Annotated in this window: 13 protein-coding genes; 8 read left to right on the top strand and 5 right to left on the bottom strand. The window is 45.0% G+C overall.

What is annotated here, in order from left to right:
* Positions 1-95: 95 nt before the first annotated feature.
* From QO189_RS10975 to dapC, 3 genes are all read right to left on the bottom strand, one after another.
* Positions 96-701, bottom strand: a complete 606-nt coding sequence (locus QO189_RS10975; protein WP_371532745.1) for a 3'-5' exonuclease — start codon at positions 699-701, stop codon at positions 96-98.
* A gap of 34 nt (positions 702-735) precedes the next feature.
* Positions 736-2,682: a DUF294 nucleotidyltransferase-like domain-containing protein gene (locus QO189_RS10970; protein ID WP_371532744.1), complete on the bottom strand. Its 1,947-nt coding sequence runs from the start codon at positions 2,680-2,682 to the stop codon at positions 736-738.
* Positions 2,683-2,880: 198 nt separating this feature from the next.
* Positions 2,881-4,113 carry a succinyldiaminopimelate transaminase gene (gene dapC, locus QO189_RS10965; protein ID WP_371532743.1) on the bottom strand — a complete coding sequence of 411 codons (1,233 nt, stop codon included), beginning with the start codon at positions 4,111-4,113 and terminating at the stop codon, positions 2,881-2,883.
* A gap of 260 nt (positions 4,114-4,373) precedes the next feature.
* Here dapC and QO189_RS10960 point away from each other — a divergent pair, with 260 nt between their 5' ends.
* Complete coding sequence (locus tag QO189_RS10960) at positions 4,374-5,045, top strand: hypothetical protein (protein WP_371532742.1); 672 nt, start codon at positions 4,374-4,376, stop codon at positions 5,043-5,045.
* A gap of 22 nt (positions 5,046-5,067) precedes the next feature.
* On the opposite strand, the gene glnD is transcribed toward QO189_RS10960, so the two are convergent.
* On the bottom strand, positions 5,068-7,824 hold the full coding sequence (glnD, locus tag QO189_RS10955; protein WP_371532741.1) for a [protein-PII] uridylyltransferase: 2,757 nt from the start codon (positions 7,822-7,824) through the stop codon (positions 5,068-5,070).
* Positions 7,825-8,066: 242 nt separating this feature from the next.
* Entirely contained in the window at positions 8,067-8,858 is a 792-nt protein-coding gene (gene map / locus QO189_RS10950; protein ID WP_371532740.1) for a type I methionyl aminopeptidase, read from the bottom strand.
* Between the two features lie 299 nt (positions 8,859-9,157).
* On the opposite strand from map, the gene QO189_RS10945 reads away from it, so the two are divergent.
* The 7 genes from QO189_RS10945 to QO189_RS10915 all read left to right on the top strand — a co-directional run bounded on the left by QO189_RS10945 (position 9,158) and on the right by QO189_RS10915 (position 16,817).
* Positions 9,158-10,234: an esterase/lipase family protein gene (locus QO189_RS10945; protein ID WP_371532739.1), complete on the top strand. Its 1,077-nt coding sequence runs from the start codon at positions 9,158-9,160 to the stop codon at positions 10,232-10,234.
* A 27-nt stretch (positions 10,235-10,261) separates the two neighbouring features.
* Positions 10,262-11,365 carry a lipase secretion chaperone gene (locus tag QO189_RS10940; protein WP_371532738.1) on the top strand — a complete coding sequence of 368 codons (1,104 nt, stop codon included), beginning with the start codon at positions 10,262-10,264 and terminating at the stop codon, positions 11,363-11,365.
* A gap of 173 nt (positions 11,366-11,538) precedes the next feature.
* Entirely contained in the window at positions 11,539-11,670 is a 132-nt protein-coding gene (locus QO189_RS10935; protein ID WP_257785223.1) for a hypothetical protein, read from the top strand.
* A 451-nt stretch (positions 11,671-12,121) separates the two neighbouring features.
* Positions 12,122-12,610, top strand: a complete 489-nt coding sequence (locus QO189_RS10930) for an META domain-containing protein (RefSeq protein WP_371532737.1) — start codon at positions 12,122-12,124, stop codon at positions 12,608-12,610.
* A 156-nt stretch (positions 12,611-12,766) separates the two neighbouring features.
* Positions 12,767-13,786 carry a Xaa-Pro aminopeptidase gene (locus QO189_RS10925; protein WP_371532736.1) on the top strand — a complete coding sequence of 340 codons (1,020 nt, stop codon included), beginning with the start codon at positions 12,767-12,769 and terminating at the stop codon, positions 13,784-13,786.
* Positions 13,787-13,968: 182 nt separating this feature from the next.
* The gene (locus QO189_RS10920; protein ID WP_371532735.1) at positions 13,969-14,625 is read left to right on the top strand and encodes a hypothetical protein; all 657 of its coding nucleotides are present in this window, start codon (positions 13,969-13,971) and stop codon (positions 14,623-14,625) included.
* A 116-nt stretch (positions 14,626-14,741) separates the two neighbouring features.
* A complete protein-coding gene (locus QO189_RS10915; RefSeq protein WP_371532734.1) occupies positions 14,742-16,817 on the top strand; it encodes a hypothetical protein in 2,076 nt (691 codons plus the stop codon).
* The last annotated feature ends 57 nt before the right edge of the window (positions 16,818-16,874 follow it).

Below are 16,874 nucleotides of genomic sequence, written 5' to 3'. Positions count from 1 at the left end.
ATCTTTCATCAGGTGGCAAAAACTGCCTATGGTAACATGAGTTGCTGTTTTCGCACATGCTCTCAGAAGCTCAATTTTATCGTCAATGATAAAGGCTAGCGTACATGCAAAAACGCCATCGCCGTCATTATTGCATCGTTATAAGCATCATGCGCACCAAGCTCAGGAATATCATAATGCGCCAAAATATTAGTCAAATGCTGCGTTTGATTAGGAATACCTTGCGTACGGTCGCCCATACGTCGACTGTATAATTGACGCACATCGATGACTTTGTTGGGTAGGGTCGTTCCCATATAGCGTTTCACCAAAGGATTCAAAAATACCATGTCGAGCTGTGTGCAGAATCCGACGATGGGTCGGTTATCAATAAAAGGTAACAAGAGAGTCAGCATGTCGTCATAGCTCATGCCATGCTCGACATCAGCAGTACGCAGACCATGAATGACAATTGTATCGCGATCTGGCATTACAGGCGGTCTGCATACCAGATGCATACAGTTACCCGTATCGATCGTATTACCATTGATATGTATCGCTGCCACGGATAGTAAATGGTGCTTTTTGGGGTTCAGTCCAGTCATTTCACAGTCAATCGCTACCCACTGCTCAGCCGAAGGGGTAGTGAACATTGAGGCCAGCTCCGGACGCTGTAGCTGCGTCTTTTGCCAAGCGCAAGATAACTGCTGGAACCAGCTCATGTTTGTCATCCATTTATTTATTCTATTGCTATATTTATGCTATTTCTAACTGATAGTGTTGACGCAGCTGATTTTTAAAACTTTTTACCACGGCCAGACATTCTTTGAGCAGGTCACGTTCTAGTGCCGTTAGTGTCGTTGGATCGACTTGCCTTGCCTGTTTGTCATCGGTTGACAGTGCGACTGATAAACGCTGCGCCATAAAAAACTCTAAGGCTTCCAGTAACGTATCAGCGCGCTCTTGGGTCAGGGCATGAGACTGCACCAATGCCTTTAGGCGATCTTTACTGCTAGGCACATCGAGTACATCATTTTCTAATGCCAACGTACGAATACCATGAACCAATGGAAAGATTCCTGCTTTTTTTAGATCAATATCTGCTGATATAGATTTACCACCTATCAAAGGCACAAACTTTTGCCACCACTGATTGACATCGCCAAACTGCAATGCTGCACGGGCAAACTGACGTACAAACATTGGATCGGCTTGTCTGTGAGCCATTACTAAATGCTGACGTACCTGTGTAAGTAGGGTTTCATCACCGCAGACATATTCGCCATCCATTATGGCGGACAAGTAGATGCCATGCATGGGGTTAGTGTTTCTAAACCATAAGCCAATCTGAGCGGTAAACTGTTTGAGAGGTTGCCGCCACATGGGATTGGTCATCATGATATTGCCATCGCACAGTGGATAGCCAAGCGTTGCCAAGTGATTATTAAAGGTATCGGCAAATTGCGCCAAATCCGGATGCGTATAACCATCACGAATGATTAATGCGTTATCTTGATCGGTACGCATGATTTGCTCGCCGCGACCTTCTGAACCCATGACGATGAGGCAAGTATTGCTTATCACTTGATCAGGCGCGATAAGTTGCCATAACTTGGTAAATACCTGTGCATTCAGGGTCTGCACCATACGGCTGATATTACCGATTTTGACACCGTTCTGATGCTGCGCACGAATATAGCGACCGATGAGCTCGACTGCGGTATCTAGGCTTGGTAGATCGGTTGCTTGCTCGATTTGAATACTAATGAGCTGTGAGTGATGACCAATGTGGGCGAGCATATCGCTTTGTCCAAGCACCCCGACGACATCACCACTGCTATCAATGACTGGCAGTCTGTGAATACGATAGCGAGTCATGGTGAGCAACGCATCGCCAATCTCGTCAGTGGCCTTGATCGTACGTAGGTTAAAATTAGCATAGCGCTGGCAAAGCGTAACAGCGGGATCTTGTCTGTCACTTACAGCACGGCAAATATCCGTATCAGTTAAAATGCCTAGCAGCAGTTTTGGTTGCTCAGTTTCTCGTATATTTTCTACATAGTTCAGCGGTCGTACCAGTACGTGTTTTAGTCCAGCTTTGGTCATGATACGCGCAGCTTCGTACAAGCTATTATTGGCATCGACAATATGTACTGGCAATAAATGGACATCGATGACAGGTTGCAGCATGATTTGCTGCACTTCTTGTTGATGGGTATATCCAGCAGGGTCTAGAGTTTTGTTGCTACGGCGCTGTCGTAATGCCTTTAGTCTTTCAGGTAGCTTGTCTGATAGCATTTGGCGTACCAGATGATTTTGCGCGCTGATTTTATCGACAGTGGCACCATCGACTTGTAGCAGCAATGTCTCTTCACTGGCCCGAAACTGGTACGGCTGTATAGGTGTGTTTTTACTTTCTGGCACATCATTTTTTATGAGTGACTCAGGCAAGCGGCGACTATCAAACCAGTCATTATTGTTTGGATCATCAGAATGGTTGCTCCCCAAATAAGAGGCGACAAATTCACCACCCAGTGATTGCTCAATTTGTCCTTTGATGACCACATATAGATACTGCAAGTCTGCTGCGGGTAGGATCTCATCTCTAGCAAGATAGCGGATTTTCGTGTTTTTTCTGATGCTTTGACGTTCAGCTAGACTTAGTACGTCAAAGGGCGGCTGGGTAAAGTCAAGATGGGGCATGGCATCATCCTTGATGGCATATTTTACAATAGAGACTTTACTATAGCACTATTCATGCAAAAAGCCCCTAATAACCCTATTTATATTGTGGCTATTAGGGCATGCCCCTAATTCAAATGTTTATCACCATTTTTAAAATAGGGACACGCCCTAGAGGTCGCTTTATTAGCTCAAGATAAAAGCTTTTTGAATGGCTGTTTATGCCGCCAGCAGTTTGCGAATACGATTGATTGCTTCGCGGCTCTCCTCGACACTCGCGACCAAAGCAACACGGACATAGCCTTTTCCAGGATTATTCCCATCAACCTCGCGTGACAAGTAGCGTCCTGCCAATGCGTGAATATTGGCCTGCTCGTATAACGCTTTGACAAATATTTCATCATCACCATCGAACGGTTCAGGTACTTTTATCCAAAAATAAAATCCAGCTTCTGGCATGCGCAAATCTAGCAACTCGCCAAGCTCGGACATCCATAGCGCGAACTTTTCTTGATAAAGGGCGCGATTGTGTGCGACATGTTTTTCATCTTGCCACGCAGCGATAGAGGCAAGCTGATGTGGTATCGGCATCGCGCAGCCTTGGTAAGTACGATATTGCAAATAAGACTGCAAAATTTTGGCATCGCCCGCCACAAACCCAGAGCGTAAACCAGGTAGGTTCGAGCGTTTGGATAATGAATGGAATACGATACAGTTTTTGAAATTACGGCGACCCAGATTCGCACAAGCCTGCAGTAAGCCGATCGGAGCAGTATCAAAATACAGCTCGCTATAGCACTCATCGCTGGCAATGACAAAACCGTATTGGTCTGATAAACGAATGAGATATTCCCAATCCTCCATGGTCATAACCGAACCCGTTGGGTTGTTTGGACTACAGACAAATACAAGCTGCGTGCGTGCCCAAACGTCTTTTGGTACCGCGCGATAATCCCCCTTAAAGTCATTATCTAACGTACAGGGAACAAAATGGGGCGTCGCTTGTGCCAATATTGCTGCACCTTCATATATCTGATAGAACGGATTGGGCATAACAACCAGAGGTGACCCATTAGATGCTAAAGAGGACGTGCTTTCGCTATCAGCGGTATCATGATTTATGACGGCTTGTACAAAGCTAAAAATAGCCTCGCGAGTACCCATTACTGGCAAAACTTGGGTGTTGGCATCGACGTGGCTAAGAAAAAAACGCTTCTCTAACCAGTGCGCAATCGTCTGACGTAACTCAAACATACCATTGGTGGTCGGATAACGACTTATTTTGTCCAAGTTTTCGCGTAGTACGTCCAGTACAAATGCTGGTGGCTCATGTTTTGGCTCACCAATACCCAGTTTGATTTCGCTGTAACCACTGGCAGACTTGCTGTCAGCGAGTAAGGTTGCCATCTTGGCAAAGGGATAAGGATGTAAATGCGCTAAGTTGTGATTCATAAGTGTGGTAACTATAATAGACAATTAATAATAAAGTTATAAAGAAAATTTACATTAGAGCAGTTTAGCACCCCTCTTGTTTTTTGCTTTTTTCTTCTCATAACGTGAATGCGAATTTAGTGTGCTTGAACGGCTGACCTTATCATAGCCCATTCAGTCGTACTTACAAAGCGCATTGAACGCTTCGCGTCTGATAACTTATAACAATATAAAAGATGACTGTCAGTGCCAGAGACAGATCATTTTAAGGATAGTTTGATATGCCTAGTGTACTAAATCATAATAACTTCATCGCTAAAAATATCAATAATGACATTCCTGATGCAGGTGCGCATCCTATTAACGTATATGCGCTGCTAAAAGAACGTGAAGCGTGCTGGTGGCAGGCGAGGCAGCAATTGATTGAGCATCAAGAGAAGAAAATCTTTTGGTATGGCGAAAATAGCTTAATCATGTGGTTGCTATGGCAGTTGGTTGGTTACGTGGTTGTCGCCATGGCACTGATGCTGCTAAATAATATGTTGAATATATCGTTATCTTTATGGCAATACATTGCCTTATTTATCTTACAAACTATATTTTTTGTCGGTATTCTTGCAGCGAAAGGCCGTCTGGCGAATAAGTTACAGGATGAGATAGACAACGATGAGCTGATGCGTGAAGAGGCGTTCAATGAAATGATTATTTTGGCAGAGGATAGTCTGTATCCTGACGTGCATGCCAAGTCGCCTATTTCTTTAAGGCAGCTGGGTGACTATCTAGATGGACAGTTTCACTTAGCAAGCTTGCAATGTTTGCTACAAAAAGAAATCGATGCTGGACGATTAATCATGGAGCAACAGCTACTTGAAGTAGGTGTTTTGCCGCCAGAGCTTGCTGATGTAGAGCTGATAGAACATGCTGACAATATAATATACAAGAGCACGTTATAAAACGTGCTCCTAATAACGTCAACTAATAGCTATAAACCACGTTGTTTTCCCTTTTGGTCGCTAGGCTGGCGAGCAATGCTGATTTTAACGCATCAAGTCGTTCAGCAGATAAGGGCTTATCGTTTTGGTCACTTATATAGAACATATCTTCTGCGCGCTCGCCTAAGGTCGTAATACGAGCCGCATGAACCTCAATTTGCTCCTGCAAAAATATCTGTCCAACCCGAGCCAAGAGTCCTGGCTGATCCAGTGTCTCTAAGCTCATGATATGCTGGTCAGATGCTTCATTAAACTCAAAGTTGATCACCGTAGTCACTTCAAAATGCCTGAGCTGACGCGGTATACGTTTATTGGTGAGCTTTAGTACTGTCGGGTCTTTAAAGGCATTAATCAGGCGCTGTTTAAGTTCCTGCTGACTGTCTTCGTCGACCAATAGCGTACCGCTAGGATCTAGCAGCACATAAGAATCCAAGGCAAAGTCGCGGGTAGCAGTAATAATACGTGCATCTAATACATCAAGATTCATCTGATCGAACACCGCCATCGTAACGGCAAACAGATTCATCTGATCTTGGGTATAAACAAAAACCTGTACCGCATCCAGTGCCAGCTCACGATGCTCACGCAAGACGACCAGTGGCGGACTATCCGCATTAGAAGCAAGCCCAATCGGTGGATGGTTCAAGATGGCTTCGGTGTGCCACAAGATATCTTCTGCAATCTCTCGCAAAAAGTACTCATCGCCCAAATCATCCCATAGTCGCAATACTTCATCGCGATTCATATGTTGGTTATTGACATTATCTAGCATCGCGAGCGCTTGCGCACGTGTGGCACTGATCATATCTTGGCGATTGGTAGGCGCATCGATATCGGCGCGCAAAATGCGCCGCGTCTGCGAGTATAGTTGTTTCATCAGCGTCGCCCGCCAGCTATTCCAGAGCTGTGGGTTGGTCGCATTCATATCTGCAACTGTCAGTACATATAGGTGATTTAGGTGCGTCACATTACCGATAAGATCTGCAAAGATAGTCACCACTTCAGGGTCTGAGATGTCTTTTTTCTGTGCGGTAATCGACATCAACAGATGATAGCGGGTCAACCAGCCAACCAAATTGGCATCTGCCAAACTCATGCCGTGCGATAAGCAAAACTCTGTCGATTCAGTTTGACCAAGCTCACTATGATCGCCGCCACGACCTTTGGCGATATCATGGAACATCGCAGCCAGTACCAAAATTTCTTTGCGTTCGATGCGCTGAAAGATAGCGCTGACCAGCGGAAACTCTTCAGAAAACATAGGATCGGTAAAGCGATGCAAAATTCGAATCAAAAATAAAGTATGCGCGTCCACCGTATAGCGATGAAACAAATCATATTGCATCAGACCCGTGACTTGCGCAAAAGCAGGAATATAGTTGCCCAATACCCCATAGCGATTCATGGTACGCAAACGATGGAACAGATAGTTTTGCTCTTTTAAATTAGATAAAAATAAAGCTTTGTGAACGGGATTGTCCCTATAAATTTGATCGATGCCGCGTGCTGCAATTTTTAGCGCACGTAGCGTATGGGTACGAACCTTGTCGATACCGTGCTGACCCATTAATAAGAACATCTCTAAAATAGATTCAGGATGCTGAGCGAAAACCCGATGGTGCGCTATAGCAATATGATCACCAACACGGTTGAATCTTGCATTGATCGGCTGCTTTTTGGGGCGCTCATCATCAGGCAAGTTGGGTTCTATGATGGTCTCATAGTAGTGGTTGGTCAGCATCTCAGACAGCGTTGATATCTGCATGGCGCAGCGATAGTAATCACGCATAAAGCGTTCAACGGCCGCATTGGGCTGATCGTCTGGCTGGGTCTCGTATCCCATTAGTTGAGCAATCTCACGCTGATAATCAAATAACAGCTTGTTTTCGTTACGACCCGTCAATACATGTAAATAATGACGTATCTGCCATAAGTAGCCTTCTGCAAAGCTGAGCTCATCAAACTCTTTTTCAGTCAAAAAGTTTTGTTGTACCAAGTCATAGAGCTTGCCCACTCGAAAGTAGCGTTTGGTGACCCAGCCGATGATATGAATATCACGCAAACCACCTGGGGCCGTTTTGATATTTGGCTCAAGATTATACTCGGTGGCATTGTGCTGTAAGTAGCGAGTTTTGGACTCTTCCATTTTTACATCAAAAAAGGCGCGAGGAGACCATTGCTTGTTCACGATTTGGATGGGCATATCTCGCAGTGCTTCGTTACCGATTAACAATCGAGCTTCGAGCTGGGCACTGGCGATGGTATGGTCAAGTGCAGCTTCTAATGCATCGTTGACGCTACGTACAGACAGCGCAGGCTCCAGCCCGATATCCCACAGCAATGCGACCAATTTATCAATCTTACTGCTGGCATCAGCGCCGATTTCGTCAGGAGATAACAGCAGAATATCAATATCTGAATAAAGCGACAGCTCACCGCGTCCATAGCCACCCGTTGCGAACAATGCCAAATCCGTCTTATCTAATTCAAACCATTTGAATAGCGCAATGAGTAAGCTATCAATAGCACAGGCACGTACTTCGACCAATTGACGAATATTGGTACCACGCTCTAGTAATCGGCTGATATCCTCATTGATTTGTGCCAGCCATTCAGGAATGCCGAGTAGCGCTTTATCTGTCGTATGTTGCTCTGACAACAGCGAGTTATCTGTCGCCGTATCATTTGATAGTAGCGGTAGGGGCGTTAGATCAATAGAAGCGACATCACAAGTAAACATGAGTGTTATCCAATTAAGAGTTTAAAAATAGAACGTTTGAGCTGCAAAGCATCGGGCAATTCGCTTGCTGATAGCTGATAAAAGTCACCAATAGAATGTACTAATAAATACACTAATATAAATTATTAACTCATCAGAGTATAAAGACAAAAAGCCAGTAAGCACAACACTCAATCTGTCCTAACTCGATATGTGCTAACGATTGGCCAAAAAAAAGACCGCCTAAGCGATCTTTTATTGTCTTACTGTGTCAAAAAACTCAAATCTTCTTCAGGGCGCGTGGTAAATACTTCACAGCCATTGTCTGTTACGACCATCGTATGCTCCCACTGAGCGGACAGTTTGCGGTCTTTGGTAATCGCTGTCCACTCATCTGGCAAGATCTTAGTCTGCCACGTGCCTTGGTTAATCATCGGCTCGATGGTAAACGTCATACCTGTTTTTAGCTCAAAACCAGTGCCTTTTTTGCCATAATGCATGACTTGTGGCTCGTGGTGAAATTCATTACTAATGCCATGTCCACAGAACTCACGAACGATACTAAAGCGCTCAGGCTCGACCACTGCTTGAATGGCAGCACCAATGTCGCCTAGACGCGCGCCGTTTTTGACCACACTCATGCCAGCATAGAGTGCATCTTGTGCGACTTTGCAAATACGCTGCGCCATGATAGAACCATTGCCAACAATCCACATTTTTGAGGTGTCGCCATAGTAGCCATCTTTGATGACAGTGACATCAATATTGATGATGTCACCATCTTTGAGTAGCTTGCTTTCCGTTGGGATACCGTGGCAGACCACGTGGTTGACTGACGTACAAATAGATTTTGGGAAGCCATTGTAGTTAAGCGGCGCAGGGATAGCCTGCTGCACATTAACGATATAGTCATGAGCGATTTGGTTAAGCGCTTCGGTACTGACGCCAACTTTGACGTGCTCGTCGAGCATTACCAAGACATCACTAGCGAGTTTACCGGCCACGCGCATTTTTTCTATGGCGTCGGCGGACTGGATAAGAGATTTTTTAGTCATCATCATCTGTCTTATAATTATGGGTTTAATGTAGATAGATTATACCATAAATGGATGAATGACAGTTTCATGTTAAGTGATAGTTAACCTATCATTATTATTGATAAAAATTACTTTACCGCATGGTGAAAACCGTTGTGACTCTTTAGTCACGATAATATATTCATATTTTGACAATTTAGTTGAATCTTGCAGAATATATAAGTAATGTAATTTTGCATGCTAAAGGGATTAGCTGCCATCTTTGCCGATATTATGAGGTAAAGATAATCACAATTAATGATAACAAGGATGTTGTTATGACGCTTTCCTCATCTATTCGCGCCGCGCTCACGCCAAAAGCATTTTTACCAATACTGGGTTCTATCAGTACTGGTGTCCTGTTAATGACAATGCAAACCACCTCTGCCCAAGCGGCAGGACAATACTACAATTGTGCCAATGCCAATGGCTGTACGCTAGTCGACAGCAAGTATTTTACCTCTAATTATACCAAAACTCAGTATCCAGTGGTCATGGCGCATGGACTTGGCGGCTTCACCAAGCTGTTTGGGGTTTTAGATTATTTCAACGGAATTCCTCAGGAGTTGATGAAAGGTGGTTCAGAGGTATATACCACCAAAACATCAGCGGTTAATAATAGCGAAGTACGCGGCGAGCAGCTGTTACAACAGGTAAAAACCATCACTGCTATCTCAGGCGATCCTAAAGTCAATTTATTTGGGCACAGTCAAGGCGGTATCGATATTCGTTATGTCGCTGGTGTCGCGCCAAAATATGTCGCATCAGTCACAGCAGTATCAAGCCCAGAGCAAGGTTCCAAAACCGCCGATTTTGTCAAAAATGTCCTTGAGCCAAATAACAATACAGGCACGCCGTCAAACGTCACCACAGAGCTAGTGTCAGGCGTATTTAACCTGATTGGCGGTTTTACCGATGTTGGGTCAGGCATCAGTTTTAAGCAGATACAAGAGCAAGATGGCTGGCAGGCACTCATGGCGCTATCGACCAGTGGTGCTGCTAAGTTCAATGCCAAATTCCCAGCAGCAATGCCAAAAAGCTACTGTGGTCAGCCGACCAGTACTGCCGCCAATGGTATCAAATACTATTCATTTAGTGGCGTTGGACAAGTCACGAGCGCCCTTGACCCTAGTGACTATCTGCTTGCAGCAACAAGCGTACCGTTTTTATTTGAGGGAAATGATGGCTTGGTTTCTGCCTGCTCGAGTCGACTTGGTTATGTGATTCGTGATAATTACATCATGAACCATTTGGATTCAGCAGACCAAGTATTAGGTCTGACGGCATGGGGCGAGTCTGAGCCAAAATCTATCTATCGTACTCAGGTTAATCGTCTGAAAAACGCCAACCTTTAAGCTGACTTGTAAAAAGAACTCTCATCTATGTCGAATAATCGCCGTCCAGCCTATTTACCAATCGCTATCATCGCCGTGGTCATCATCGCCATCGCTGCGGCGGTGATTATGTGGTTTAAGCCAGATAGTCAACGCATGGAGACAGCACAATCAGCATCTATTGGATCTACGGATGCCTCTGAGAGTACGCTATCCACTGCGCTAAATAGTGAGCAAACAGGACAAACCGCTTCAGCCCAAAACCAGTCTGCATTTGTCACTGGGTTGGAGCGTTTGCCGCGCTCATTGAAAGGCACGCAAGTTGACGGCGAAATCATCATCGATGAAAACAAGCAGTTGGTCGTCACTGAAGGTCTACGGCGTTTATTCGATTATTTTTTATCAGCAATAGGGGAGGAGGAGGAAGCCGTTATTTTTGCGCGTGTCGAGAGTTATATTCGCCACCACACGCCAGAGCCTGCTGCCAGCCAAGCAGTCGCTATCTTTGGCAAATATGTGGCCTATCTCAAAGCACTGCCCGAGATAGAAAAGCGTTATGGCAATCTGCAATTGCAAGCGACCAAAAATGGTGAGCTAGATTTGAATGCAGTTGCTCAGCAAAAGCAGGATGTGGCTAACTTACGTCAGCAGTATTTTGACAAGACCACCATCGAGGCATTCTTTGGTGCTAGCGATAGTTATGATGACTATAGTATGGAGATGGTCAGAATCAACCAAAACGAGCAAATGAGCGAGGCACAGAAACAAGCCGCTAGACAAGACTATATAAGCCGTCTGCCAGACAGTGCTATCAAAACCAATATCATGCAGCAGGCCAATCTTGGTGAGCTTATGGTTCGTACTGAACAGATGAAAGCGGCAGGTGCCAGCTCTGAAGCGCTATACAATATGCGCCGAGAGCTAGTAGGTGCACCAGCGGCAGAGAGACTGGCACAAGTCGATCAAGAAGATGCCAATTTTGATCAGCGTTTCACTCAGTATCAAGCGCAAAAACAGCGCTTACTCAGTCAAAGTGCCAATCCAGCAGAGGCGCAAACTCAGATAGACCAACTTGAGCAGCAGTTGTTTGATGATGCTGAGCGCAAGCGTTTGTCTGGTTATGCAGCGTTGCAGGAAACCAAGACTCAGTAAGCGTATTTCATTAACATTAATTAACTTACAGCAATGTAAGAGATAGGTATGCTAAAAGTGTGAATAAGCTATGATCATTAGGAGAAGTACGGCCCGATATTTGTAGCTTTAGTACAATGGTAGTAATCTTTCAATTGAACCAACAGTCTATTAAAACGATTCTAGGAGCTAATATGAAAAACTTAACCAAAGCATTGATGACTGGTATTGTCATGGTAACGGTACTTGTCGGGTGCCAATCGATGTCAAGTATGACAGCGCCCGCCACTGAAGAGCCAAACATTACTGGTACAGATGTGATCTAAGCTAGCCGCTAATACGTGTACTGAGACCTATATGTATTACTCAAGGTTTCGATAAACGATATCAGTCATCAGATGCGATAGTCGCATGATAAAAACACCTCACTATTTAGTGGGGTGTTTTCGTATCAGCTGACATCTGCCAAGAGAAGGTTTAAATAAAACCTCATCAAGAAAAGTAACACCATCGTTGAAAAATAGCATCGATAGTAAATATCAGTAGTTAGTAGTTAGTAGTTAGTAGGATGTATAAGGCAAAAAATATCCGCCAAGTGCTTACTCAATTGATAATGACAGTCACTGGTGAGTCAGACAAAATATCGCTACTGTCTGAAGCAGTGAGTAAGACAACTAACCATAATGAATCAAAATTCTGAATGCGCTGGTTGGGTCTCGCGTCAAGTAGGACCTTATGCTCGGCAAGATTTTTGGATTCAATAAAAAAGGAATGTATATGAAAAATATGACGAAAGTGATGATGGCAGCTACTTTTGCGGTTGGTACGCTTGCCGCTGGTTGCCAAACAACGGCTACCTTGCCTGCGCCAGCCAGTCAGCCCGTCACTGTAGAGGCGTTACAAGCGCACAACTGGCAGTTGGTTGATGCCAAACGTAGTAACGGTGAGCAAGTGTCTCAGCTGTTCTTTGATCCAGCTAAGCCTTTAACGTTAAGCTTCATGAACGATGATGGTAGAAACTACGTGGCATTTATGAACACGTGCAACAATATGAGCGCGGGCTATAGTGTCGTCAATGGTGATGTACAGATCAAAAACGGCATCAGCACGATGATGGCGTGCCCTGAACCACAAGCCAGCTTTGACACAGCGACCCTAGCAACGGTACAAGGCAAATACAGCCTCAGTAAAAATGCCAAAAATGTCCCTGTCTTAACCATCAAAAATGACAATCAAGTGGCTTACTTTAAAGCCGTGTCTAAATAAGCCAGCGATGTATTAGAACGATATAAATACGCTGGTTAGATTTGATAAGGCCTCACTGATATGTGGGGCTTTTTTTCGTCCAAAGTTTGTCGAATTTTGAGCTACACTAGAGTGATGCTGCTGTCATACCTTAGCGATTTTATTGGATACTACCTTATGTTTAAAACCATTATCTCAAAACCAACCACGAATAACATCACGATAAAAGGGGCGACGACGATAGCGATATTGGCGGCTCTAACTGGCTGTCAGACGCTGCCGAGTGCTGAAATGAAAAAGCCGACCAGTACAGTGGATAGCAATCCACTGACCGCTGCTATGCCTGCCGTTGATCGTCAAGGACACATTGCTTATGTGGAAGAGCAAGGGTCAGGGAGCGCCAAAGTATCGACACTCTATAGCATCCGTCCTGATGGCAGTGATCGTCAGTTCATTGATCAGATCACGGGCTATATCTATGCGCCAGCGTGGTCGGCTGATGGTCAACTGCTTGCTTATAGCAAACAAGCCCCGCGCGAGCATCCTAAAATATATATTTACGACCGCAGCAGCAAAACGCGCAATCTAGTCGTCAATGCTGAAGGTAGTAATATGTCAGCGTCGTTCTCACCTAATGGTCAACACTTGCTTTATAGCTCAACGGTTGGTGGTAATGCTGATATCTATGAGATGCGCCTGAGCGATGGCGAAACCAAGCAATTAACGACACTACCAAGCACTGAGGTACAGCCTAGCTATGCGGCTGACGGCAAAAGCTTTGTCTATACCAGTGACAAAGTCCGTGCTGGGCGTCCCCGTATCTATCGCTATCAATTCGCGACTGGTAATGCCGTACCTGTGCCGACCAATGGTTATGTCGCCAGTCCTCAGCTCAGTGTAGATGGTCAGCGCATGGCTTATCTAAATGGTCGTAAGGCGGCTGTTATGATGCTAACAACTGGACAAGTGCTCAATCTGGCAGAAACTGGACTCGATGAACCGGCACGTCTATCTCCTTCTGGAAATTATGCGGTCTATCCAACACGTCATTCAAAAATCAGCGGGCAAGTAGGCGGTCAAAGTTTGGGACGTCAAAAAGGTGGCGATTTGGTTATTCATTCGCTCTCAGGAAACATAAGTTACGCCATCAATAGCCAAAATGGTGGGGTCGTGCGCTCACCGATATGGGGTCGTTAACAGCCATAGCTATATATTATGTAATGAAATGTATATATAATCATTAATAAAGGAACATAAGTTGATTCTGAAAATAGAAATATAACGGCATCAAGTCGAGCAATCGTCATTCATGTCATACCAAGCTATGTAACTGAGTCATTAAGATACTAGATTAAGTGAGTAAAGGGAGAAGAGGTGTCATGCAAGAAGCTTTTTTAGTATTTATCACTAAAATCAGTTTGTATCCCACGATTATTTTTACGGGGCTTGTGATGTTTGTCACCTTATATTGGGTCGTATCACTGCTTGGTATGACAGATATGGACAGCGTCGATCTTGGTGACGCAGGCGGTGATGTGGATGTCTCCAACTTATCATCAACCGGATTTTTCACAGGATTGATGCTCAAGTTTGGCCTTTATGGCGTCCCTCTCATTATCATACTCAGCTTAATTAGTTTGATTGGTTGGCTGCTGAGCTATCTGTACACCAGCTTTTTACATCAAAACGTTGACTCAGGCGTTCTGTATTACCTGTTCGGCACAGGGGCACTCATTTTTGTCTTGGTTGTGTCCATGTGGTTGACTGGCCTTATTATCTCGCCCATCCGCAAAAATATCGCCAAAATTCCCAAGCGCAATTCGTCTAGTAATGTGGGCAAAATCGCTGTGGTACGCACGCTTAGTGTGACCGACAAGCATGGCGAAGCTGCGCTCAATGATGGCGGCGCAGGATTGATACTCAAGATTCGCTCAGATATGAGCGACAATCAGCTAAAACAAGGCGATAAAGTGATGTTAGTAGAGTATTTAGATGACGCCAACACTTATCGCGTAACGCCTGTTAAAGACAAATAACGCTCATCAATGATATTGGTCAGTGAACGATGGCTCAATAATATAAAAAATAAGTATTTGGTAAATATAGTAAGGGTTTTAAATTCGCTTGGAATGTTTTAATTAAAGGAATGGATATGGATATACTCATTATCGTCGGCGTAGTTGTGGTGCTGGCGTTTGTTTTTATGATGGTTGCGCTTTTGATGCTCAAAGCCTTTTACGTCAAGGTTGAGCAGGGCAAAGCACTCATTATCAATGGCGTGAGTAAAATCGCCGTACGCTTTGATGGTGGCTTTGTTTGGCCAGTTATCAACAAAAAAGAGCTGATGAAAATCTCGCTGATTACCCTAGAGGTGGACAGACGCGGCAAAGAAGGTCTGATTTGTGCGGACAATATGCGTGCGGATATCACAGTCGCATTTTATCTACGGGTGAATGAAACCGAAGAAGATGTGCTCAAAGTCGCCAAATCTGTTGGCGTAGAGAGAGCGTCTGATAAAGTCGCGGTCAATGAGTTATTCAATGCCAAATTTTCTGAAGCGTTAAAGACGGTCGGTAAGCAGATTGATTTTGTCAAACTGTTCGAAAACCGCAGTCAGTTCCGTGACAGTATCGTCCAAGAAATCGGTAACGATCTGAACGGCTATGTCTTAGAAGATGTAGCGATTGATTATCTAGAGCAAACGCCAAAAGTATCGCTGGACTCAAGTAATATCCTAGATGCTGAGGGTATCAAAAAGATCACTCAGCTAACGGCTTTTCAAAACGTCATTACCAATGAGCTTGAGCGTGACGAAGAGCTGGCGGTTAAGAAAAAGAACGTTGAAACCCGAGAGGCGATGCTGGAGCTGGAGCGTCAACAAGCCGATGCTGAAGCCAAGCAAAAGCGTGAAATCTCGTCAGTCATCGCTCGTGAAACGGCTGAGACACGCAAAATTGAAGAAGAAGAACGCAAAAAGTCAGAAACCGCCATCATCATGGTAGAGCAAGATTTGGCGATTCAGCGTGAGAACCAGCAACGTGAAATCGAAGTGGCGGGGCAAAATCGCCTACGTGCCGTGGTCATCGAAGAAGAAAAAGTCACGCGTGCTCGCGATCTAGAAATCGTCTCGCGTGAGCGTGAAGTTGATTTGCAGCGTATCGAAGCCGAGCGTGCGATTGAGCTTGAGAAAAAAGAAATCGCCAACGTCATTCGTGAACGTATCGCGGTCGACAAAACTGTGGCGCAAGAAGAGGAGCGCATCAAAGAAGTTCGCGAAGTCAGCGAAGCGGAGCGCTCTAAACAAACGCGCGTACTGGCTGCCGAAGCAGATGCTGAAGAGCTCAAAGTGCGTCAGGTGAAAAAAGCGGAAGCCGAAGAACTATCCGCTAAGCATAAAGCCGTCGAGATTACTACGCTGGCTAATGCCAATCTGGAAGCCTCTGCTAAAGATGCCGAAGCAAAAATCAAAATGGCAGAAGGTATAAAAGCAGAAGAGTCAGCGCACGGCTTTGCTGAAGCGGCGATCCAAGAGGCTAAGTCAGTGTCGCTTGAAAAAGAAGGTATTGCGAGAGCCAATGTTATTAAAGCGACTGGACAGGCTCAGGCTCAAACAGACCGTGAAAAAGGCATGGCTGAAGCCGAAGTTATCGCCGCTCGCGGTGCCTCTAAAGCAAAAGCCGAGCGTGACATCGGTATGGTCGATGCAGAGGTTGTTGCTGCTCGCGGTGAATCTAATGCCAAAGCCGAACGTGATGTTGGTATGGCCAATGCTGAAGTTATCGCTGCTCGCGGTGAATCAAACGCCAAGGCCGAGCGTGACGTTGGACTGGCAAAAGCCGAAGTCACTCGCGCGCACTTCCAAGCCGAAGCAGATGGTCTGGTCGAGAAATTCAATGCCATGGGTAGCATGAGCAAAGAGGCACGTGAGCACGAAGAGTTCCGCATGGGTCTTGAGACCGCGCTACAAGAAGCCTTGGCATCTATTGACGCAGGTAAAGAGATTGCCAAAGAAAACGCCGAAGTCTTGGCAGTGGCGCTCCAAAAAGCCAAAATCGATATTGTCGGCGGTGAAGCGCACTTCTTTGACAACTTTGCCAAATCACTATCGATCGGTAAAGCCATTGATGGCTTAGCGGGCAAGTCAGACACGTTAAGCGGTATTATCAACGGGGTCATGGCCAATCAAGCTATGAAAGCCAACCAGTCAAATGATGACAGAACCGCTTAAATGATGTGCGACTAGTATATATATCAGTATTTATAAACATGCTGCATTTGTAAGCAA

The organism is Psychrobacter sp. Arc29, from assembly GCF_041431175.1.
In the GTDB taxonomy this organism is placed as follows: Bacteria; Pseudomonadota; Gammaproteobacteria; order Pseudomonadales; family Moraxellaceae; genus Psychrobacter.
The sequence above is the reverse complement of the archived record's forward strand: the minus strand, read 5'-3'. Positions and strand labels throughout refer to the sequence as shown.